Annotated in this window: 24 protein-coding genes and 1 tRNA gene; all 25 read right to left on the bottom strand. The window is 33.8% G+C overall.

Annotated features, from left to right (window positions below; translation table 11 throughout):
• On the bottom strand, positions 1-918 hold the full coding sequence (locus tag WC614_11285; GenBank protein MFA5033587.1) for a thiamine pyrophosphate-dependent enzyme: 918 nt from the start codon (positions 916-918) through the stop codon (positions 1-3).
• A 65-nt stretch (positions 919-983) separates the two neighbouring features.
• Positions 984-2,153 (bottom strand): pyruvate ferredoxin oxidoreductase, encoded by a 1,170-nt coding sequence (porA, locus tag WC614_11280; protein ID MFA5033586.1) that lies wholly within the window; start codon positions 2,151-2,153, stop codon positions 984-986.
• 3 nt (positions 2,154-2,156) lie between these two features.
• Positions 2,157-2,438, bottom strand: a complete 282-nt coding sequence (locus tag WC614_11275; protein ID MFA5033585.1) for a 4Fe-4S binding protein — start codon at positions 2,436-2,438, stop codon at positions 2,157-2,159.
• Positions 2,435-3,028 (bottom strand): 2-oxoacid:acceptor oxidoreductase family protein, encoded by a 594-nt coding sequence (locus tag WC614_11270; GenBank protein ID MFA5033584.1) that lies wholly within the window; start codon positions 3,026-3,028, stop codon positions 2,435-2,437. Before WC614_11270 ends, WC614_11275 begins: the two co-directional genes overlap by 4 nt.
• A gap of 51 nt (positions 3,029-3,079) precedes the next feature.
• Positions 3,080-3,373 (bottom strand): YbaB/EbfC family nucleoid-associated protein, encoded by a 294-nt coding sequence (locus WC614_11265; GenBank protein MFA5033583.1) that lies wholly within the window; start codon positions 3,371-3,373, stop codon positions 3,080-3,082.
• A 5-nt stretch (positions 3,374-3,378) separates the two neighbouring features.
• Positions 3,379-4,956: a DNA polymerase III subunit gamma/tau gene (dnaX, locus tag WC614_11260; protein MFA5033582.1), complete on the bottom strand. Its 1,578-nt coding sequence runs from the start codon at positions 4,954-4,956 to the stop codon at positions 3,379-3,381.
• A 58-nt stretch (positions 4,957-5,014) separates the two neighbouring features.
• Positions 5,015-5,087 (bottom strand) — tRNA-Ala (locus tag WC614_11255).
• 110 nt (positions 5,088-5,197) lie between these two features.
• Positions 5,198-6,163: a hypothetical protein gene (locus WC614_11250; protein ID MFA5033581.1), complete on the bottom strand. Its 966-nt coding sequence runs from the start codon at positions 6,161-6,163 to the stop codon at positions 5,198-5,200.
• Between the two features lie 115 nt (positions 6,164-6,278).
• Positions 6,279-7,289: a hypothetical protein gene (locus WC614_11245; GenBank protein MFA5033580.1), complete on the bottom strand. Its 1,011-nt coding sequence runs from the start codon at positions 7,287-7,289 to the stop codon at positions 6,279-6,281.
• Positions 7,290-7,754: a biopolymer transporter ExbD gene (locus WC614_11240; protein ID MFA5033579.1), complete on the bottom strand. Its 465-nt coding sequence runs from the start codon at positions 7,752-7,754 to the stop codon at positions 7,290-7,292.
• On the bottom strand, positions 7,751-8,497 hold the full coding sequence (locus WC614_11235; GenBank protein MFA5033578.1) for a MotA/TolQ/ExbB proton channel family protein: 747 nt from the start codon (positions 8,495-8,497) through the stop codon (positions 7,751-7,753). The genes WC614_11240 and WC614_11235 overlap by 4 nt, the downstream gene beginning before the upstream one ends.
• Positions 8,498-8,510: 13 nt before the next feature.
• Complete coding sequence (locus WC614_11230; GenBank protein MFA5033577.1) at positions 8,511-8,930, bottom strand: biopolymer transporter ExbD; 420 nt, start codon at positions 8,928-8,930, stop codon at positions 8,511-8,513.
• Positions 8,931-8,970: 40 nt separating this feature from the next.
• Positions 8,971-9,606, bottom strand: coding sequence for a MotA/TolQ/ExbB proton channel family protein (locus WC614_11225; protein ID MFA5033576.1), 636 nt, complete (start codon positions 9,604-9,606; stop codon positions 8,971-8,973).
• Between the two features lie 342 nt (positions 9,607-9,948).
• Entirely contained in the window at positions 9,949-10,893 is a 945-nt protein-coding gene (locus tag WC614_11220; protein ID MFA5033575.1) for a GDP-L-fucose synthase, read from the bottom strand.
• Between the two features lie 59 nt (positions 10,894-10,952).
• Complete coding sequence (gene gmd, locus WC614_11215; GenBank protein MFA5033574.1) at positions 10,953-11,996, bottom strand: GDP-mannose 4,6-dehydratase; 1,044 nt, start codon at positions 11,994-11,996, stop codon at positions 10,953-10,955.
• Positions 11,997-12,094: 98 nt separating this feature from the next.
• Complete coding sequence (locus WC614_11210; GenBank protein MFA5033573.1) at positions 12,095-12,859, bottom strand: glycosyltransferase family 2 protein; 765 nt, start codon at positions 12,857-12,859, stop codon at positions 12,095-12,097.
• A gap of 135 nt (positions 12,860-12,994) precedes the next feature.
• A complete protein-coding gene (locus WC614_11205; protein ID MFA5033572.1) occupies positions 12,995-14,140 on the bottom strand; it encodes a glycosyltransferase family 1 protein in 1,146 nt (381 codons plus the stop codon).
• A gap of 51 nt (positions 14,141-14,191) precedes the next feature.
• A complete protein-coding gene (locus tag WC614_11200; GenBank protein MFA5033571.1) occupies positions 14,192-15,352 on the bottom strand; it encodes a glycosyltransferase family 4 protein in 1,161 nt (386 codons plus the stop codon).
• 22 nt (positions 15,353-15,374) lie between these two features.
• The gene (locus WC614_11195; protein MFA5033570.1) at positions 15,375-16,613 is read right to left on the bottom strand and encodes a glycosyltransferase family 4 protein; all 1,239 of its coding nucleotides are present in this window, start codon (positions 16,611-16,613) and stop codon (positions 15,375-15,377) included.
• 15 nt (positions 16,614-16,628) lie between these two features.
• Positions 16,629-17,975, bottom strand: coding sequence for a hypothetical protein (locus WC614_11190; GenBank protein MFA5033569.1), 1,347 nt, complete (start codon positions 17,973-17,975; stop codon positions 16,629-16,631).
• Between the two features lie 29 nt (positions 17,976-18,004).
• Positions 18,005-18,628, bottom strand: coding sequence for an acyltransferase (locus WC614_11185; GenBank protein ID MFA5033568.1), 624 nt, complete (start codon positions 18,626-18,628; stop codon positions 18,005-18,007).
• A gap of 23 nt (positions 18,629-18,651) precedes the next feature.
• Positions 18,652-20,226 (bottom strand): hypothetical protein, encoded by a 1,575-nt coding sequence (locus WC614_11180; GenBank protein ID MFA5033567.1) that lies wholly within the window; start codon positions 20,224-20,226, stop codon positions 18,652-18,654.
• A gap of 172 nt (positions 20,227-20,398) precedes the next feature.
• Entirely contained in the window at positions 20,399-21,895 is a 1,497-nt protein-coding gene (locus WC614_11175) for a CDP-glycerol glycerophosphotransferase family protein (GenBank protein ID MFA5033566.1), read from the bottom strand.
• A 34-nt stretch (positions 21,896-21,929) separates the two neighbouring features.
• Positions 21,930-23,462, bottom strand: coding sequence for an oligosaccharide flippase family protein (locus WC614_11170; protein ID MFA5033565.1), 1,533 nt, complete (start codon positions 23,460-23,462; stop codon positions 21,930-21,932).
• 5 nt (positions 23,463-23,467) lie between these two features.
• On the bottom strand, positions 23,468-23,685 hold a 218-nt coding region (locus tag WC614_11165; GenBank protein MFA5033564.1), incomplete at its 5' end, for an SAF domain-containing protein.

Raw genomic sequence — 23,685 nt, 5'->3', positions numbered from 1 at the left:
TCATTCACATTTTTTTAACAATGTCTCCCATTTTGTATCTACATCCTTTTGAATATTGGTAAGTAATTCTTTATTGCCTTCTTTGAACAGGTGGGAAAATCTTTTCTGCAGTTTCATCCATTCTTCGACTTTCATTTCTTTTTTGGGTTTGTATGTAAGCGTATATTTTCCGTTTTCCACTTCATACATTGGCCAGAATTTACATTCCGCTGCCAGTTTCCCTATTTCAATCGTCTTGTTTGGTGCGAATCCCCAACCTAAGGGGCAAGGCGCTAAAACGTTTATAAAAGATGGTCCGTCTGTTTTCAAAGCTTTTTCAACTTTTTTTGTAAAGTCCATCCAGTAAGCCGGGTTTGCTTGTGCTACATAAGGCGTATCATGAGCGGCAATGATTTCCGTCAGATTTTTTCGTCTCTGAACTTTTCCCTGTATTTTAGTCCCTGCAGGAGATGTTGTGGTGTTTGCGCCTGTGGGTGTTGCAGAGCTTCTCTGGATACCGGTATTCATATAAGCCTGGTTATCATAGCATATATAAAGGAATTTATGACCTCTTTCAATTGCTCCGGATAAGGCTTGTAAACCTATATCATAGGTGCCGCCGTCTCCGCCGAAAGCGATAAAATTCCAGTCTTCTTTTACCTGTCCTTTTTGTTTAAGGGCTTTGTATGTGGCTTCAACGCCTGATACGATGGCTGCCGAATTTTCAAATCCTAAGTGTGCATAAGGCACACCCCAAGCCGTATAAGGATATATAGTGCTTACAACTTCCATACATCCGGTTGCGAAACAGACTACGGTATTTTTACCTGCGGTGCATAACGCTTGATTTATTACGACAGTTCCTCCGCATCCAGCGCAAGCTCTGTGCCCTCCCGTGAACAATCCTGCATTTTTGGAGAGTTCCTTTAAGTTTGGCATCTTACTCCTCCTTTTATCAAATCAAAAATCAAATATCAAAAGTATAAAAATAAATACTAACATTTTTATTCTCTTAATCCTATATAATCCAAAGGTTTTTCGACTTTACCCTGGAGTTTCATCTTTTCACCTTTTTCTATTACGGTTGCTATTTCTTCAATATCAATATCCCTGCCACCCAAGCCGTATATATAATCGGCAAAAAGTATTTTTGGCATCTGGTCGTAAAGAGCGGCTCTGGTTTCGACGAAAATCGGTCCACCCATACTGCTTGCCGTATCGGAACGGTCAAGAACCGTAACGAATTTGGCTTTTGAGAGAGCTTTTTTAAGTTGTTCGTGTGGAAACGGTCTGAAAACGTGAATTTTTATAAGTCCAACTTTGACACCTTTTGCTCTCATTTTATCGATTGCAACTTTTGCAGTTCCGCAAGTAGAGCCCATAGCCATTACTATATGGTCGGCATCTTCGGTTTTGTATTCTTCGATTATGTCATAACCTCTTCCGAATTTCTGCTTGAATTCCTTATTTACTGCGTCAAGTGTAGTCAACGAAGTATTCATTGCTTCCATTAGTTGTCTTCTGTGTTCAAAATAATAATCCTGTAAATCTAACGGACCAACGGTTATAGGAGCTCCACCGAAAAGAGAATAAGCCGAACGATGGGGTCCTATAAAATCCTGGACTTGTTTATCTTCAAGGATTTCTACGCCCTGCATACAATGGGAAATTATGAATCCGTCTGTTGAAACCATAGTGGGTAAAAATACCGTTTCTGCAATTCTAATAGCCTGAATCACTGAATCATAAGCATCCTGAGAATCTTCTGCATATATTTGTATCCATCCTGCTTCTTTTGAGCCCATAGTATCCGAGTGGTCGCAATGAATATTTATTGGTGCGGACAAAGAGCGGTTCACTTCGCATATAACGATTGGCGCTCTTAAGCCTGCAGCCTGATATAATACTTCATGCATTAAAGCTAATCCTTGAGATGATGTTCCTGTCATAACTCTAGCGCCTGCAGCAGATGCGCCTACACATGCGGAAATTGCGGAATGTTCCGATTCCGTAGGTATAAATTGAGTAGTTACTAAACCATCCGATACAAAGCTAGCAAATATTTGAACTATTTCAGTTGCAGGGGTTATTGGGTAAGCAGCGACGACATCAGGATTTATCTGTCTCATAGCCTCTGCCATAGCTTCGTTTCCTGTTAAAGCACGCCTTGGCATTTTTTACCTCCTCTCCATTTCCATTTTTATAACTTTTACGGGGCATTCTTTTGCACATATTCCACAACCTTTACAATGGTCATAGTCTATTCCGGTCATTTTTCCGTCTTTAACCTGAATAGAAGAATCCGGACAATATATAAAACACATAAGACAAGAGGTGCATTTTTCTTTATCCCAAATTGGTTTTTCTGAACGCCAATCTCCGGTTTTAAAATCAAGAGCACTTCCGGCTTTTGTTATTATACCTCCGGTTGGAAGGTCTTTCCAGCCTTTCTTTGTCATTTTCCACCTCCATCGGTTACTTTTACTTCATCGTAAGCCCTTCTAATTGAATCTATATTTCCTTTAATGACTTCGGGCTTTCCTCTGAATTTCTTTCCCAGCGTTTTTTCTACGAATTTTATTAAGTCGTCAATTCCTATAACATCTGTAACACGGACAAGGGCTCCAAGCATAGGAGTGTTGGGAAGTTCTTTGCCCAGCAATTCACGTGAAATCCCGGATGCATCTACCGTGCATATTTTTTGATTTGTCAGTTTTAGTTTCTGGCGAAGACTGTCTGCGGAAGCATTAGTGTTTACAAGTATAATTCCGTCGGCTTTAAGTCCCTCGGTTACAGGCTGCGTTTCCATTAGAGTTGGGTCTAATATTACGACTACTCTGGGTTCTTTGATCCCACAATGCATTGTAATCGGCTCGGCAGAAGACCTGTTAAATGCCTGAACCGGAGCACCCATTCTTTCAGGACCATATTCCGGGAAAGCCTGGAAATATTTTCCTGTCGACATAATTGCATCTCCAAATAACAGAGCCGCTGTTTTTGCACCCTGTCCTCCGCGGCCATGCCATCTTACTTCAAAGATATCGCTCATCAAATCCTCCTTTTGTTTCAATAATATTATATTTTTGTGTTTAATTATATGCTATTTTTTCTGCATTAACCCCATCATCATTTTTTGCGATGCTACGGACGCTTTTTGTAAAGCCTGGTTAAATGCCGATTTTATAAGGTCTTCCAGAACTTTGTTGTCCTTTGCAAGAGAACTGCTGTCTATATGAACTTCTACGACTTCCTGAATGCCGTTAATTACAATCTTAACCATTCCTCCGCCTGCAACACCTTCAAATTTTTCCACCTTTAATTTTGATTGAAGTCCGCCGAGCATCGTGTTCATTTCTTTCGCATTGCCTAACATTTGTTTTAAATTATCAAACATTTTTATTACCTCCCACCGATTGCCTCTGCATTTAATATCTTTATGGCAGACTTAACAATCGGATCTTCTAATATGGCGTTTTGTCTCTTGCCGGAGGGTTGTTCGGATTTTATGGATTCAAAAGAAATACGCATTGGCTGTCCGGCAACATCGGATAAAAATTTTTCTATATTAGTTTTTTTGGATTCTGCCTGCGTTCTATGAAAATCGTTTTTATAAGAAACAAATAATTTATCTCCTTCTAATTTGGTTGGAAATCCTTCACTTAAAAAACTGCTGAGAGAAATAGGCGCTTTCTCTATAAGTGCTTTCCATAAACTATTAGCCGTGACTTTATCGTGGGGAATAGGGGGCTCTTCATCAGGAATATCTAATGGAGTGCTCTTTTTTTCGACTTCTATTTCTTTTGTTTGTAGCGCCCTCTTATCTATCGGTTTGTTTATAATAGGTTGAATAGTCGTATCAGTGTTTGCAAATTCAGATTGTCCTATAGTTAATAGCTTATCTATTTCTATTTGCGTAGAAATAGCCATTCTTATCAATATTTGTTCAAGGTAAATTTCCTGAGAAAGTGCAAATTTTAATTCTTTTTGTGCATCAAATAAAAACTCTAAAAGCCGTAATATATGAGTTGGTTGTAAACTATCTACTTGAGTTTTATAAGATGGATTATCTGTGGTTTCTACTTTTGTTTTAATTAGGAATAGTTTGTGTAAGTGTTCAACGATTGCTTCGATTAGTTCTTCGGGGGATAATCCCTCATTTAATACATTGTGCAATATTTCAATTATGCCGTTTGGATTTCTTTGTATTATGTAGTCTGTTAGTTTTAAAATTATTGTTTCATTTGGCATTCCAAGTAGTTGTTCAATATGCCCTGCCGTTATTTTACCGCCTGCATAAGAAACTAATTGTTCTAAAAGAGAAATGGCATCGCGCATTGCTCCGTCTACTTTCTGTGCAATTAGTGTTATTGCGGAATCTTCTATTTCTATTGATTCTGTTTTTGCAATGTTTTTAATCCGAATTTCTATTTCTTTTGTGCTTACTTTTCTAAAATTAAATCTTTGACATCTCGAACTAATTGTAACCGGAATTTTATGCGGAGAAGTCGTTGCCAATACAAACAATACACGGGAAGGTGGCTCCTCAAGTGTTTTTAATAGAGCATTAAAAGCAGGTTCTGTAAGCATGTGTGCTTCATCTATTACATATATTTTATATTTACCTTTTGTCGGTGCATATTTTACTCTTTCTCTTAACTCTCTTATTTCATCTATTCCTCTATTGGAAGCCCCATCTATTTCAAGGACATCTATGGAATTTCCAAATTGAATTTCTTTGCAAGAATCACATTCGTTACATGGTTCAGATCCGGTTCTGTTTTCACAATTTAAATATCTGCCTAATAACCTTGCCGTAGTCGTTTTCCCGGTTCCATGGTGTCCTGTAAAAAGGTACGCATTGGCAAGTTTATCATTTTGTATTTCATTTATTAAAGTTTTTATTATGTGTTCTTGCCCAACAAGGTCTTCAAATTTTTTAGGTCTATATTTAATAGTTAATCCTTGGTAAGAGCTCATAATATTTGCCGTCCGGCGAGTTTAAAAATTATAAAAACATAATATCTTAATCTTTTTTTGGAGGCGAACGGATTTGAACCGTCGACCTCAGACTTGCGAAGCCTGCGCTCTCCCTATTGAGCTACGCCCCCATAGAAATTTAAGGGATTAATAACCAAAATTCTTCGGATTTTTAATATTTGAATTTCCTAATTCACTTATATATTATTTACAACTCTATTTAGTAGGCCAAAATGAGTTTCTAAAGTATGATTTTGATGTATGAGCTATTATATACCTCATCCACAAAACCTTGGACGTGAGTAACAGTATAAGGAGGAACAATTACATTATTAAGGAAATAATTCATTACTATCTGCGCTCTTGTTCTGGATAAAACATCATTTCTTGAATAAACTTGTACAGTTAATTTTTTAGTATATTTTTCTTTTATGATATCTGCAGCTTCTCTTAATAACAAGAAACCATCTTGAGTTATAGATGTGGAATTTTCACCGGCCCATACCCTGTCTCCCCTTAAAGTAGTAACCCATTCACCCATTTCATTATAAAGAACACCTTTTAAAACAAGTTTACGTCCTATGATTTTTGCTACATTCCCAAGTGCATCGCTTGCTTCAGCTGAATAATAGTAAGTAATACCCGGGTTTATCATACTGCCATCTATACCTCTACCATCCCAGAAAATGTTTTGAGGAGGTTGTCCTTCCCCACTCCATGTTTTAAATATACCACCGCGTTCGTCTCTTAAGAAAACTTCCCATTTTGATACATCTGAACCATACACAGGATTGAATAATGCTATTTCTTTCCTTACAATTCCTGATAACCATGGTTTTATTACCTGTTCGGATGCAAATATAGGATATAAAGTGGTAGCCAATTCATTATTTAATGCTAATTGCTTGTCATAAATATACTCGCCTCTTTGAATATATGCGGTGAGAGCATCAAAGGGATCAAAATATAACTTTAGAGGTATTTTCTTTTCCTCTATTTTACCTGTAAATTTCCCCTTTACTTCTACCTGTTCGGATTTCATATCTCCGGTGGCACCTGTGGCACCTGCAGCAGCTTTTTTTACGGTAGTGTCCTGAGCTATTGCCTGTTGTTTTGTTTGCTGTGGAGCTATACCTTTTTGTGTTTGTGCAATACTCATCATTGGAACAAAAATAAACAACCCTGTTATTAGAATAAATCGTTTCATATAAATCCCCCTTGTTTAAAACATTTAATTTAATTTCATTAGTGAATTATAGCCTAAAATAACGAATATTCTTTTTTTGTCAACAAGAATTTCCTTGATACTATAATAAAGAAGTTTATTGTCCAATTGTAAATCTGATTGTTATGCAACCCGGAGTTTCTCCCGATGGTATTTTTACCCATCTCCATTGGTCTTTAAGCCATTTTATTACGCCATTATCCCAATCAGGATATCCTGTAGGTGATATTACTATTGTAGACCCTGTTATTTTGCCTTCCGCATCTACCTTTAATGAAACCGAAAATACGGCGGCTAATCCTTGTTGTTGGGCCCAACCAGGATAAGGTGGTGGTCCCCCCGCGATTCTTGCTCTATCTGCAAGCGCTCCCGATATCTCTATCTGAACGGGTCCACTGCTTTTTGTATCAATTTGTTTATTTTCGTTTTTATTAGTTACTAAACTCTTTCTGGAACTCTCTTCTAATTTCGCAGGACCATTTGTTATCTCTATCCCACCTTCTCCGGGACCTACTCCTGAAAAACCCGGTCTTGCAATAAGCCCTACCTGTGCGGGTAATGCTCTCGCTTCTAATGGCATCATAACCTGATCACGAGCCAATATATCATCCATAGATACGCCTTTCCCGATTCTTATGGTAGGTGCATCAAGATCCAAATCCGCATCAAACGCATCCAAGTCAAGTTCTACCTGGTCCTTATTCATATCAAGCATTTTATCTATGTCTATTTTCATATCTACTAATTGGTTATCCATTGGACGAGCAATGTTTTCTAATTTTTTCAACATATTTTCATCTATCTTGTCTTTTAATTGTTGTATCTGGAACAAATCTTTCGGCGTTATAATTGCTGTTTGTGGTGTCGGCGCTTTTGGTGGTTCAGGCTTTTTTTCTTCTTCCTTCTTTTCTTCTTTTTTCTTTTCTTCTTTTTTCTTTTCGTCCTCATATTCTACTGCCAACAACCTATTCTTTCTAATTTCTTCCATTTTTTGCTGCAGGAAAAAAGAGAATAGTAATAATAAATGAAGGAAAACTGAAACAGAGATACAAATAGCAAATTTTCTGTTACTACTGAATTCTTTGCCTAATTTTTTAATTTTTTTCATTTATTCTGTTGTTGCCGCCGCTCCAGCGCCTTTTCGTTTTAATATACAGAGAGTCACTGCTCCTTTTTTTCTCGCTAAATCCAGAAGCCAAACTACTTTTCCATGCTTGACATTTGGGTCAGCGCTTATGGTAACAGTCCTATTTAAACTTCTTAATAAAAGTTGTTCTATAAGATATGGTAAGTTTTTCTCATCAATTTCTTTTTCGTTCAAAATAATTTTACCATCCCCTTTAAGATATACGCCTACTTTTAATTCCGTTGGGTCATATTGTTCCTGATTTTTTGAAGCTTTTGCTCTTGTAACGGTTATTCCTGACAAATACATTAATGGAGCGAAAACAAGAAATATAATAACCAAAACCAAACATATATCTACCAGTGGTGTAACGTTTATATCCGTGATAGGAGGCGCGAAAGCCTCAGCATGCTTTTTAAATCTTCGTTCCCTCAACGCTACTTTCATTTAACTTTTCCTTTTCCCAGAGATGTTTTCTTTACAACTCTCGGTTTGGTTATTTTGGAAATCAGTTTAGATAATATTCTTTTTTTAGGTTCTTTAACAATTTCTATTTCCGGAGGTTCAACTCCTGTTATTTTAGGTACCATAGTTATGAATTCTTTACTTGCGATTTCCATTTCTATAAAAACTCTTTTTACTTTGTCAGAAAAATAATTAAAAAGAATAACACATGGAACTGCCACAAACAATCCCATAGCTGTCGTAATTAAAGCTTCAGCAATACCAACCATAATTGCCATTGGACCGGCTGATCCACTTGTTTCCAACAACTTAAAAGATCTTATAATGCCGACAACCGTCCCTAATAAACCAATAAATGGAGCCGTGTTTCCAAGGGTTCCAAGGATGGGCAAAAATCTTTCCAACGCTTCTCTTTCCGATAATTTTTGAGCTTCCATAAGTTTACTAATATTTTTTCTCCCCTTTTTTATATTTAATGCACCAACTCTAAGCATCTTTGGGAGAGGCTTATTCTCATCATCACATAGTTTTACTACTTCATCATATTTCCTGTTTGCCATTAACTCCCTAGTTTTTTCCATAAAAGCGTTTAAATTCATATTCAAATAATGGAAAGTCCATAATCTCTCTAAGGCCACACCTAATGCCAATGCCGAGCATGCATAAAGAAGATCAAACACCGGACTAATCTTCATTATTTCAAAAAGATTTATGCCTGCAATCATTTTATTTTATCCTTTATTTTTTTTGCTGTGTCGTAGAAACTGATATTCTGGTACAGCCTAATTTTTTAGCTATATCCATTATTAATAAAACTCTATCATGATTAACTTCTTTGTCGGCTTTAATTATTAACATTTTATCTGTCCCTTTTGCATCTACGGCTTCTTTCATAAATTCGGGTAATTGCATAATTGTGCACAATTTGGTGTCAACAGCAACGCTGTCTGAGGGATTTATGGCAACCGTGACATTAACATCTTCTCTTGCTTCCATTGTGTCTGCCTGAGGTAATTTAACCTCTATAGGAGAAGACGTCATCATAATGGGAACTGTTACCATAAATATAATGACCAACACAAGACAAATATCTACAAGAGGCGTTACATTAATATCGGTAATAGGATCTTCCGCACCATGACCACCACCCATTCCCATAGTATCCCCCTGTAAAAAATTAGTTCTTTACTATTGTATATTACGCTTTCTTTTTAATCGGAATTGTACCCATCTCTGCCAAAAGTTCCTTACTTACGACTTCCATTTCAGTATACCAATTTTTCACTTTTCCCATAAAAGCATTAAATACCATAACGCAAGGAATAGCTACAAACAACCCCATAGCAGTTGTAATAAGAGCTTCTGCGATACCGACCATGATAACGGTCGGGTCACCGGCTGAATGTTCAAGTAACTTAAATGCTCTGATAATACCGATAACTGTTCCTAATAGACCAATAAATGGAGCTGTGTTCCCAAGAGTTCCAAGAACGCCAAGAGATTTTTCAAGTTTAACTCTTTCTTCCATACGAGATGCTTCCATTAATTCGGCTATGTCTTCCGGGCTTTTATCTCTGTTTGTTAAAGCTACGCTGACCATTCTTGGTAATGGTTTATTTTCCTGCGCGCTATAGTGAATGGCTTCATCATATCTACTCGTTGCTACGGCTTCTTTAATCTTTTTCATAAAAGAATTTTTATCCATAGATAAACGTTTATATGTCAAAGCTCTCTCTATCCCGACAATTATTGCTCCTATAAGGCATATAAGCAAGATATCAAATACCGGACTAATTTTCATTATTTCGCCTAAGCTAATTCCCGCAACGTTCATTTAATCCCCCTTTATTTATTTTTTAACGAATAAAAACTTAAACATTATGATTGTATAGTTAAACAATTTTATTTTATTGTCAACAAAAATTTTTAACATTAATTTTTTTTATTCTTATTTTTTAGTATAATTTATATTTTCAGGCAGTAAAACGTATTATAAAATATAATAACATTCAGCATCAAGTATAGTTAAATAAATGAATAAATAAATTTCCATGTTTTTTTGATATATTAAAATTAAGGTAATATTTAATATAATTATTTGGACAGAAATAAACCAAATTTATAATGTAAAATGTAAAAAATGTAAAACAATATTATTCTTTAATATAAATATAATTTAAAGGTGTAATTGTTTTTTATACCATTCAATGGTTCTTTTTAATCCATCTTCAAAAGATATTTTTGCTCTAAATCCAAATTCCTGTTCTGCGTTACTAGTGTCCAAACATCTTCGAGGTTGTCCATCAGGCTTTGATGTATTCCATATTATTTTTCCCTTAAAACCAGTTAATGTTATGATTAAATTTACGAGGTCTTTAATTGTTATTTCAAATCCTGCTCCAATATTAACAGGTTCAGGTTTGTTATATTTTTCGGCGGCTAAAATTATACCTTCCGCGGCATCCTCAACATATAAGAATTCTCTTGAAGCTTTTCCCGTTCCCCATATTTCTATGGTGTCGTCATTTTTCTCTATCGCATCTATGCACTTCTTGATCAAAGCAGGTATTACGTGAGAACTACTCGGATTGAAATTATCTCCCGGGCCATAAAGATTAACAAGTAACGGGCAAATAGCATTAAATCCATATTGTTGTCTATATGCTTGAGATTGAACGAGTAGCATTTTTTTTGCAAGTCCATAGGGGGCATTTGTTTCTTCCGGATATCCATTCCATATATTTTCTTCCTTAAAAGGCACCGGTGTAAATTTAGGATATGCGCAAATAGTTCCCAAAGTAACAATTTTTTCTATTTTCCTAAGATAAGCTTCATTTATTAATTGAATCCCCATAATAGCATTATCATAGAAAAATCTTCCGGGATTCTCCTGGTTTGCGCCTATTCCTCCAACAACGGCAGCTAAATGAATGATAATATCCGGAACTTGTGAATCAAACATTCTTTTGATGTCTTCTATATTTCTCAAGTCATATTCAGGCAAATCAGCAATATAAATGTTTTTGCAATTTCTTTCCTCTTTTAATTTCCGTACTAAATGAGTCCCGAGAAATCCTTTTCCGCCTGTTACCGTTACTTTTTTATTAGTCCAGAATGACATAGTTACCTCCAAAGTGTAAAGAGCAAAGTAGCTCTTAGCTCATAGTTCTTGGCTGTTAATTAATCTACTTTCCACCATTTTTGCGAAAACTTATCTTTAAGGATTTTTGCCCCTTCCCCCGGGGATTCTATTCCTGCTTTATGTAAATCAGCGTCTATCATTATTCTTACAAGTTCTTTAAATCTTATCCTGGGAGTCCAGTTCAATTTTTCTTTTGCTTTTTTTGTATCTGCAATTAACTCATCCACTTCTGTAGGTCTAAAATAATTTTCATCCTTTTCAACATACTCTTCCCACTTCAAGCCAACATACCCAAATGCTTCTTCCAGAAATTCCCTTATGGAATGATTTTCTCCTGTCCCTATAACATAATCATCAGGCATATTTTGCTGTAACATAAGCCACATAGACTCTACATATTCAGGCGCAAACCCCCAATCTCTTTTGGCTTCAAGGTTTCCCATAAATAATTTTTTTTGTTTATTCGCTAAAATATTGGCAATCCCTCTGGTAATTTTTCTTGTAACGAAGGTTTCCCCTCTTCTTGGAGATTCGTGGTTAAAAAGTATTCCATTGCAATTAAACATATTATACCCTTCCCTATAATTTACTGTCATCCAGTAAGCATAAACCTTGGCGCAAGCATAAGGACTTCTCGGTTGAAAAAGTGTGTTTTCCGATTGAGGAGGGGGCGTTTTGCCAAACATCTCACTGCTTGATGCCTGATAGAACTTTATTTTATTATTACTCTTTCTTATTGCTTCAAGTATTCTTGTTGTGCTGAGCGCTGTAATGTTCCCGCTATATTCCGGTATGTCGAAACTTACCCTGACATGGCTTTGGGCGCCAAGGTGATAAACCTCATCAGGTTTTGTATTGTATATAATGTTACAAATTTGTTCCGAATCAGAAATATCCCCGTAATGAAGAAAGAGTCTTGTGTTGCTTTCATGCGGGTCAGTATAGATATGGTCTATCCTGGAAGTGTTAAAAGTGCTTGTCCTTCGTATAATGCCGTGAACCTCATATCCTTTAGACAATAACAATTCGGCAAGATAAGATCCATCCTGTCCTGTAATTCCTGTAATAAGTGCCTTTTTCATAATTCCTCCTAGTATCAACTGAACAACCAAAGCATTTTATCTGCCCAAGGCAGTTAAGCAAGTCTTATAGATATTGTAAAACTGTTACGTAAAATTCACTAATCATATTTTTTATTAAAAACCGGAAATTGTAAAACTTTTAACAATGGTTTAATAAAAAACACTATAGGATTTATTTGCAATTCGTTTATTTTCCATGCATTATAACATTCAATATTTGCCTTGATTATATTCTTTATATTTTTATTACTCTTTCCGCCTATTCTCATTTTTACCAAAACTTTGGGAATATAGCAAGATTTTATTTTATATTTTTCTAAAAATCTAAGCATTATCTCATAATCAGCAGATGTTCTAAAATCTAAATTGAAGTACCCATATTTCTCGTATATCTGTTTTTTAACAAAAAATGTAGGATGTGGAGGCATCCAACCTTTTCCAAAATTGTTTTTACTATATTGGGAGGATTTCCAATTTCTTACGATTTTAGAAGTGTTTTCCTTATCTACATAGAACAAATCTCCCCAGCAAGAATCTGCATTTTCATTCTTTATATTTTTAACGACTGTTTCGATTACGAAATTATCTGCATAAAAATCATCAGAATTAAGGATGCCTATTATATCACCGGTTGCCATTTTCAAACCTTTATTCATAGCATCGTAAATTCCATTATCCTGTTCTGAAATAAATTTTGCAATTTTATCCTTATGTTTTTTAATTATATTTATTGTCCCGTCTATTGACCCGCCATCTATAATTATATATTCTATATTCTTATAGGTTTGGGACAAAACTGTATTTATGGCGTGTTCAATAAACTTTTCACTATTAAAAGCAACTGTAATTATTGATACTTTCATAAAAAAATCCTATAATTTCTGTCTGTTTCCCTGCCACAGGCATTACGTTTCCCACTGTTAAAATCAACTGATCACAGTCAGAATTGAAACAACAGCAAGTTCTACATTTTTTTCATAAATCTTTGAACCAGAGGGTTAGAAAGACATTACCTTGTTTTTATGCTCGATATATGCTTCTTGAAAAATGCGTATCATATCTCTTGCGGATTCTTCCCAAGAAAATCTCTTAATATTTTGAAATCCATTATTAATAAGTTGTTTTCTTAAAGAATCATTTTTGAGAACATCTCTAATCTTATTATGAATATCAATTGCATCTAATGGATTAAAATATAATGCACCATCTTTTCCTATTTCAGGCAAGCAAGTACTTATTGAAGATACTACGGGACATCCAAAATTTTGGGCCTCTACTAAGGGAAATCCAAACCCTTCAAAAAGGGAAGGGAAAGCATATGCCGTGGCTTCTTTATATAGCACAGGCAATTCACACGCGTTAACATATCCTAATAATTTAATATTATTCTCTATTTTTAATTCTTTAATTAATTTTGAACATTTTTTGTTTTTACTTCCTTTACCTACTAATAGTAGTTCTAAATTAGGAAATTCTTTAATAGTCAAACTAAATGCTTTTAATAGGGTATATAAATTTTTATGTGGAAGCATTGTTGCGACGCTTAATAGGTAAGGCTTAGCGAGATTGTATTTGATCTTTGTTTTTTCAATAGAATCCTTATCGAATTTATAGCCCATCCATTTATCTCTAACGGCGGGATAAACCATTCTATATTTACTTGAATATTTAGGGAAGAATTTTTTTAATTCTTTTAATGAATTATTGGATATTGTTACAACTCTTTCACATCTTTTTATAGAACGGGGAATCGTTATCTCCCAAAAGAATCGTTTAAATAGAGACAAATAATGAGAATAATGTTTATACTGTAAATCAGGTATTGTTACCACAGTTGCACATCGAATATTTATTGGGGAGGTGTATCCCGGTGAAAATAAAACATCAATATCATATTTTTTACATAACTTCGGGATAGTGTGTTGTTCATGAAATACACGTATAAACTTATTTCGTGCAGAATACTTTATCATTTTTTTTTGTATGGTTGGTGAATCCAAAAAGATATCATGATTTAATGAATTAGTAAATAGTATAAAATTATGTTTTAAGGCTAGTATTTTCCTTAATAGCTCTACGGAGTAAGTTTCTGTTCCTCCAACTTCATTTGGAAGAAGAAACAAAAGATTAATCCCTATTTTCATAAACGTTCCTTTCTTTAAAATATATTTCTTTTCAATAATCTTTAGCTGTCTTTAGAATATCAAAGAATCGTAACAATTTTGTTTGTCATTGTTTTTTAGTACAAAGTTAATGGTTTCTATTATAACTTTAGCCGCATTTTCTGGCGTATAGTCATTAATAATCTCCAATGACTTTTCTCCCATTTTTCTTAAGTCGTATTCTCCTTTAACGATATCTCTCATCAGAATAAAAAACTTATTATTGTCAACAGGGTCAAAAGAATACCCGTTTTCTCCATCCTTAATAATATCGGGATAACATCCACATTTTCTTGATACCAATACCGGCAATCCTGTTGCCATTGCTTCATTAACTACAAGTCCCCACGGTTCATAAGTGCTTGGAAGAATAAAAACATCACTTATTGCAAAAAAAGTAGGGATTTCTTCTTTCTGTTTAAATCCCGGTAGAAAAACATTTTTTATTGAATTTTCTTCTATATATTTTTCTATTTCTTCTCTTTGTGGACCGTTGCCTACTAAAATCAATCCCCAGTTATTATCGTTTAACCTTTTGTAAGCATTCAATAGAAATAAAAGATTTTTTTCCTTAGAAAATCTTCCAATATAAAGGAAATTATGAAAAGGAACCTTTAATTGTTTACATAAAATTTCTTTTTTCTTTCTCAAGTTTATTGTTTGAGTATAATAAAAATAATTATTTGTAACATTCCCTGTAATAAAAATCTTATTTTCTTTTAATCCAAGGTGCGCTAAATAATCTTTGCTTCTTTTCCCATAAACATTTGCGGCATTACAATTTTTGACAAAAGAACTTTTAAATTTTTCTTTTAAAAATAATCTATTTTTATCTTCTTCATTGGAAGCCGACCAAAGTATTATCTTTTTTTTATTTACTTTTACCCAGAAAAAGCATATCCAATAAGTGATATAGCTATATCCGCCTATTATAATAACCTTTGGATTAAGGGTGTTTAATCTCTCCCATGTTTTGATAATGAGTCTCAAAGAATTTACATTGTCTAAAGCTCCTTTAAACATAATTTCAAAAGGAAACTGCAATTCATCTTTGTTAATATTCCATTCTCTATTTTTCTCAGTCTCTGCCATATATAATACCGTTATTTTATCATACAATTTATATAATTCGTTAAACAATAATGTTTTATATGGAGAAATTATATTATGCAGTATAAGAACTTTATTATCCATTGTTTTAATTGATTCCCATTAGTTATTTTAGATTTATTTTTTTAAGTATTCCATAAATATATCTATATCGTTGAATTATATTATTAAAAGTAAATTTCGAACCAATATAAGGTTTGCGATGGAAGCACATAAGATTAGGCGGTGGAAACGGCAATGCTTTTTCAAGACGTTTGTTCCTGGGAGTTTGGCATAATTCTATAAGTTTTTTACCATATATATTGATATGTAAATCAGCATAAAAAAACTCTTTAGCCCGTTTAGCGTTCTCTTCCCAGGAAAGTCCATTTACTGCGCCTCTTATCGCTTCAGCTAATGCATTGTAATTATTTCTTTTTATTATAACACCACAATTTGCATTTGCAACAATTTCTTTCATTGCGCTATTACAATCTGAAACTATTGGCACAACTCCTAAAGACATAGCTTCTAAAAGAAGCATTGGGCAAGCTTCTATTCGTGAAGGCATAATTAAATAGTGACATTTTGCTAAAACACCCATCAAATCTTTACGATTCATTTTTCCTAAGAGTTCAATACTCTCAAACTTATCAAGCCCTTTTTTGGAAAACGGCCCTTTCTCGGGTAGGCTCCCGGCCCAAAAGAGTTTTAATTTGGATACTTTATCTAAATTCAGTTTTTTAAAAGCATTAAAAAGAATATCTGCTCCTTTCTCTTGCTTCCGTCCTCCTGCGAAAAGTATTTTTATCTCTTTATCGTTGTTGCGTATTTTGTAAGGGATAAATAATTCTTCAAACGGATAAATTCCATTATATAAAAACTTTAATTGATTTTTTATGAATCTAAAACGGTTATTCATTCCTAAATACATATAATTTGAAATCGTAACAATCCAATCAATATAAGAATGGTTATAAATCGCAGCAACATTAATGATTTTATGGGCATCCCAACCAAAATGCTCTCTGTAGCCATGCACGACACTTATTCTAACACATTTTGAATCAAGAGTAGGAAAGAGATTTGAAAGATAGATATTATCATTATTAATTACGACATCCGGTTGAAAGCTCATAATTTTTTCATATAGTTCCTTGATTGAAAGAAATTCTTCTTTATCTGAATTCATAACTTGTGTGAATAAAATAGGGTATGGATATTTGGAAACGTTCATTTGTATAACAGAGGCGCAACATACTAAAACTTCATGATTTTGGGAAATTAACCATTTAGCAATTTCATCAACATAACTACCAATACCTCCATCTGCTCCTAACCCCGACGTTCCTATAATTATACGCATCTAATATCCTTTTGATTATAAATTATCTATTTTTAATTGGGTCCTGCTGCCATTTTTTAATTCTGAATTTTTTTCGTCTATTGGCTCTTTCAATAGTAAGAAACCAAAACCTACGCCTAAAATAGCCCAGGTTATTTTAATCCATATAACACTAAGAGAACAACTGAAAATAAAAAGACCTACTAATAGAATAAAGAAAAATGAAGATTCTCCTTTTATTTCTCCTTGTCCATTTTTATATATTTTCCACAAGTTTGAGAAAGCAATAATCCAAACTAACAAATAAAGAAGAAAAAAAGGTAATCCTCCGATAATAAATGCATCAGGGAACGAATTATGAGGCCAACGAATCGCAAATGCGCCGCCAGGCAAACTATGGCCTATCTCTTGGTAGTATTGCCCGTATCCAAAACCAACAAGTTGCACTCCGGATAAAAGTTTAGAAAACAACCATTTATACATCATAACCCTATGACTTATTGAATCATCTGCATATTCCATGCTATATTGCCACCGTGCTGTAAGCCCGGTTTTCAAAAACTTAGTTGTTGAAACAGCAGAAAGGATAAATAAAGAAGCTATTAAAATGAATACTAAAAAAACAATTTTTCTTTTGGAATTATTTGGAATGTTATGCCAGGACATTGAAAAAGACAAAAATAGCATACACACCGTAACAATTTGTCCCGACCTGGAACCCGTTGAAGCCACAAAGAGGATTAAGACAATGCTTAGTATGTAAGCCAATAACATTTGATTTCGTATTTTATTGGTATAATATATATATGAAATAAAAGCTCCGGTGCTTAAAACATATATTACAGACTGATTGGGGTCTCCTCCTAATTTTCCTACTCGGAGTATGTCAACATGTAATCCCTTAAGTGTGCTAATTGCTCCTTCGGGAAGAATTCCGAATATAGTGGTAAACTGAAAAGCTATTCCAAACGTAGCGCCTAATAATAATCCATATATTATCATCTTGCGATTTTGAGATATTTCACTATTAAGCATATAAAAGAAAAAAATAAGAACGGCATTTAAGCCTGCTTTAACAAGACTAAATCGTGACATTTCTTCCGGGACATTTGCATCATTGCCGGAAACATAAAATATTATTAAAGGTAGCGCTAACAGAATAGCCCATTTTAATACTTTTGGTCTGAAATATCTACTTGGATTCAAGCAGAAATCAAGTAATATTAAAAATGGAAAAACCATCCAGTTTAAAGAAAAACGCATATCCTTGCCACTCAGTAAACTTAAAAGATATTCCATCGACAAACTAAGACTTCCAACAAACATTAAAAGTGCTCTTAAGTTTGTAGTGTTGATTCTTAGGTGTTGAATATCTCTTAGCATAGAATTTTTTTATATCATCAAATATGTTTTTATTCTCGAAAACCTGCTATTTTCGCAGGTCTACCTCCTGCAATAGCATACTCAGGTATATTAGTTGTTACGATAGAACCTGCCGCAATAACGGCACCGTCTCCTATAGATATAGAAGAATTAGGTAATATCATCACGCCTGCACCTATCCATACATTCTTGCCGATTATGACGTCCCAAGTCGTAAACCCTTGTTTTACAATGGGAATATCTTTTTTCTTGTATTTATATTGTCCTCCTATAATAGATACAAATTGCGCAATTAATGTTCCGCTCCCGATTTCAATTTTTTTATTGCAACGAATATTTGAAAAACTGCCAATCGATACGTTATCGCCAATATAACAGCTTGCTGTTTCATCAACAATTATTTCACACCCTCTTCCAATAAGGCTTCCTTTTCCAATGTGAAGCGTTGCCCTTCTTCTTACGTCTATAAATGCGTATCTCAATATACGTGCTCCACGTGCTAAAATCAAACGCGCATGTGCTCCAATATATAAACTCGAGGAAAAACTTACCCGTGTGTGTGTAATCAAAGTGAACACTGTAGTGTAAAACATAAATAAAAATCCTTTACTGCATTTTATTAAATGTTGAAACATATTATTTAAAAATAGCATCCTGCTCCTTGACAAAATTTTAGTTAATTATTTTCTTTAAATTTATAACCACTTATGATAGTATCACAAATATTGTCTAACCATTTGTCTTTGCCTGGAGATAATTCATCTGCAGATGTAAGCTTTAGTTTAACTTGATTATCAATATTACCCATTTCCTTTTCTTCTACAAAACTAAAAGGTATAGAGCCATTGAAAAAAAGTCTATAGGCATAACGGCGTGCCAATTCAATACGCTCTTTTATTAGAGTTTCGGATTCAACATTTTTCAAGAGAGAATCCAAAAATTCAATATATTTTTTAAGGGATTCCGGATCATAAGTAAAACCTTTATTTCTATAGTGAGGATTCCCTGCAACAATAACAGGTTTTCCTTTAATTGCCATTTCAAGTCCGGTAGTTGAGGTATAAACTAAACCGATATCTGCTATACCCATTAAGGTGTAGGAATTTATATTACTGGTAGGTTCTATAATTTTTATATTAGATGGCAAGTGTTGAAAAGAAGCTCTTAATTTATCGCCAACCGAATCACGAGAAGCTACTTTGCTTACTACTTCGCCCGGGTGAAGCCTAATTAAGAGTTGGGATTGGGGGTTTTTAATAAAATATTCCATAGTTTTTTTTAGCCAATCTATCATATCAGAAAAACCTATATCAAGTTTCCACAATGTTGAGTCCCATGCAATACTTGCAAATGCAACTACTGTTTTTTTCCCTTGTTCCAGTCCAAGGGAAGTTTTTAATAGTTTTGCATCCTGGGGGATTAATTTATATACTGCCCAACCTAAGTCTCCCGATTCTCTTGTGTTCAAATAATGGTCTAAAGTGTTATTTTGCTCTGGCTCTAAAGGAGTTGTACAATAATGCTTCCAGATAGCATCTATTTCATATTTTATTGGTTCATTTTCGCAAAAATATAATGTATTACTACGAAATCCATTTTCATAAGTCATTACTTTTATGTTTTTTTGACGAGTCATTTCTAACATAACCCGTTCTGTAATAAACCATCCGTTAAGCATAATAACAATATCGGGGTTGTAGTGATTAAGAATTTTTTCACATATGTCTACCATAGCTATACCACCACAAATAAAGTCGTGATATACATGGCGAGATTCATTATCTAATCCGATTACTCCTTCACGAAGGAAATGCACTGTCGAGCTTTCTGCTAGTCTACCAATAGGTAGATTTTTATAACAAAAACTTTCATAATCGTTACTGTTAATATTTTTAATTATTGTTTCTGCTTTTTCCCAAATTTCAGTTATAGCAAAATCACTTAACCAATTTGTAAAAATGGGGGATATTTTATAAAGCTGTTTTGCATATAGTTTACATAAAGAACAGTTATTTCTTTTCATATCAGGATATTGCCCACTATTGCATGCTTTTCTGATAAATCCATCACATGCAACATTTTTAACTGAATGCCCTCTTATCATTAAAGCCATAGCTAAGACACTATTCCATGCTAAATGTGGTGGATCCTGGCGCATGGTAAAAAATAATATATTTTTCTGTTTGTTTCTCATAGAATGACTCTTTGTTTTACTGCTTATTTCTTGAGTAATTTGACGTATTTGTTTCATAAGGGTAGTATTTAAAAAAGGAATCCGATGTCGTAAGTTCCATTTAACAAATAAAAAGCTCATACGTAAATAGTTTTTGAAAACAGGACCGTTGTTTCTTCTTGATTTTATAGAGTAGCTCATTTGTCGTTTTTCCTATTTATTTTTTTTATATAACATACAATTATAATTTCTAACTAAGCTTTTGTGATAAACGAAACTTATTTTTTATAAATGTCGTAATCTCTTCATCTATATGTCCAACAAGTTCTTCGGATTGTTTTGATGGATTGCCAATAGCATTTTTACATTCCATAATTCGTTTTCCCTGCCTTTCCGCACGAGTAATTATATGATTTATATTTGATTTAAATATCTTTTTTGAAATACTTAACACAAATAACCAGAGTGATTTTGCTATGCTCGCAATAAACATTTCTCGAATACAATAAGCGCGATAACCGTATCTAAAAGAATTATGAAATTGTTCCCAGTCTCTATTAAGAGAGTAATAAGAATCCGTAACTTTTTCGATTGCTTGCCATGTCCGTTCACTTGATTTTCCATCTAATGGACCTAAATATTCCTTAAAAGCATCCATTCGTTTTTTTAATATTTCTTTGTTCATTTGGAGATGGCTGTCTTGTAAGAGTGCCTGTTTAAGTTCACTGGGGGAATTTACGCATTCCATTATTTTAGAATAATCATAAAAAGGAAGGATAAATTTTTTAACTTTTTCTATTTTTTGTCCTTGTCCCCAATATGTATAAAGGACTCTTTTCCCGGATATCAAAGATTCTAAGAGGGCTGTGCTTTGGAAGGCTATAACAATATCACTGTTAACTATTAATTGTCGGGCATCCATTTTACGGTCAGCTACAAATATGGATTTCTTCCATACAGAACCACATAAAGATTGCAATCTTGAGGAAAAGAATTCTATGTCTTCAAGGTTGTGCTGAGGATGTGGTTTGATAATTATATTAAAAAGGTTATTTTTTGCAAGATCAGCAAGTATTTTTTCTGTATCCGTTCTTAAATCTTCCCATATTTTTTGTCCATCCGGGGAATAAGCATCTAACTCATAAGTAAAAAAGAGAATCGTTTTTAATTTAGGATTCAAAGAGATACCTAATTGATCCAGTAATAACCATTTTTTTTGGTTTTTATAGAAATCAAATCTTGGTTGCCCTGTAACTTCAATTTTATCATCAGATGCACCGGATTTAAGCCAAAACTCTTTATGTCTTTCACTGCAAACTGTCATATAATCCGAAATAAATGGACAAAACATTCCGACTTCTTTTGAATGGGTTCTCATTGTTCCGGGGGCAATGGTTGTTTCCTTTTGTGCTACAATAAACGGAATTCTCCATTTTTTACTTGCAGTTATAAGATCTCTAATATAGAAAAAACTATCGGAAGGTGCAATTACAATGTCAAAAGGATAAATCTTGTAAAGTTCCCTGAAAAGTTTAAAAGCTTTCTGGCGCCATTTATATCGTGCTAATCTATATTTTGGCTTACAATATTCTTCCAACCCATTAAACACAATATCGGGGAAAATTTTTCTCGCTTTTAATGCAAAATAATTTGCAGAGACATATCTGAATTCATGGATTACATTGCGTTCAAACATTAGCGCTTCCATGTCTTGCTCAAAATAATGCTCAATAAATAAGACTTTCATAGCTTAATTTTCAGGCATCACTTCTAAACTCTTTTTATTTTTTTAGTGAGTGTTTAATAGAGCTAATTTGTAAACGAACATTATCTATTACGAAATTTCGCTCTATTTTATCTAATCCTAAAATTATAAATATAGAAAAAAATATAATTTCAAACCCTGCAAAATACATTCCAACTTCTATTATAGAATGAGGAGGCGCAATCTTTGAAAAAATCAATAACAATCCTGCCGATAAAAAAGAAGCAGGATAAACTTTTAATGTAGTGCCTTGCAGAAAAAGAGTCCATTTTAATTTGAATGTTTTTAAGGCAATAGATAAATAAGGGATGATTGCAAAAGATGTGCCAATAATAGTGCCCCATATTACTCCGGTTATCCCAATTTTATATGTAATAAATATACTAATTAATAAATTAATAAGCGTAGAAATTATTTGAATTCGTAATAGGGCACCTATTTTCCCGATACCTATAAGCATATTATATGCAACCGGCACTATAGAGTAGACCAAAAGATATGAAAGAAATAATCGAGCCATTCTATATATATATACGTATTCCTGCCCTATCCAGTAATAAATCAGTGGTTTGGCTAAAATCATAAGAGCTAAAGTTAGTGGAACACAAAGAGCCATAGTATATTTTGTTGCTCTTATAAAGGTTTGTTGAAGTTTAGGTATGTCTTTTAGGGCAAATAACATTGATGCCGTGGGGACCAGGACCAGACTTACTAATGACATTGCCGTATTTCCCAACGATTGAATGCGTTGAGCAATAGCATAATTTGTTAATGCTCCAACTCCTATAATAGTGCTGATAATGACTTTATCCATTCCATTATAAACAATAGCATTTATGCGAATAGCAAATATTTTGCTGCTAAATATTGCCATATTACGGATTATTTCATAAGGGACTTTTATTATCAGTCTCCATGGAGGAAACAAATGTTTCACTGTTATTATACAACTAATAAGATTGAAAATGCTTATTCCTAGAAGTAGCATACCTAATTCAACCAATCCCTTTCCTGAAAATAATAGGATTACCGTTGCAATTGCTTGTAAAGTATCCCTGAGAATTTCTAAAGAACGCCATATATCATATCTTTGAAACCCTTCTAAAGCAGATGATATAGCTTGTGTCGGGAAATCTATTATTGCTTTTAATGCCATCATATACAAAAGTATATTTGTGGGTCTTATAAATTCTTTAGGTATTTTAAATAGTTTAAAGAAAGCAATATCCTTAAAAATTAATAATCCTATTGCGGATAGAATACCAAGCCCAAAATAAAAAATTAATGCGGCACTGATTGTTTGATTAATTTTATCTGTTCTTTTAAGCGCAATATGTTCAGCAACAAATTTTATAACTGATGTACCAATGCCAAATTCAACGATATTTAAGTAACCGAATATTGTGAAAGATACTACCAGTACCCATACTCCATATCCATCCTGGTGCAAGTTCTTTACCATTAACGGCATTATCACAAATCCTATAAGCATTCGCCATATAACGGATATTGTATTAACTATAACATTTTTGGAAAGTTGTTTTTTCATTACTTTTACTTTTGAATTATTAATTTATAACTTAACGGAGTCCCTTTTTTTATATCTTTTTTAGCTTTTCTTCCTATAATATCTTTCAAATACTTCGGATGAAGTCCGTAACCGGGCCTTATTGAACGAATATTTTTTTCCGTGAATACTTCTCCTGCCTTTATATCTCTTACAACAAATAAAGATCGCGAAAACTCTCTGCTCTTCTTTATCTTTTCCGTTA

Source organism: bacterium, assembly GCA_041649255.1.
Lineage (GTDB): Bacteria > Hydrothermota > UBA3073 > JACQXS01 > JAQTXJ01 > JAQTXJ01.
The sequence above is the reverse complement of the archived record's forward strand: the minus strand, read 5'-3'. Positions and strand labels throughout refer to the sequence as shown.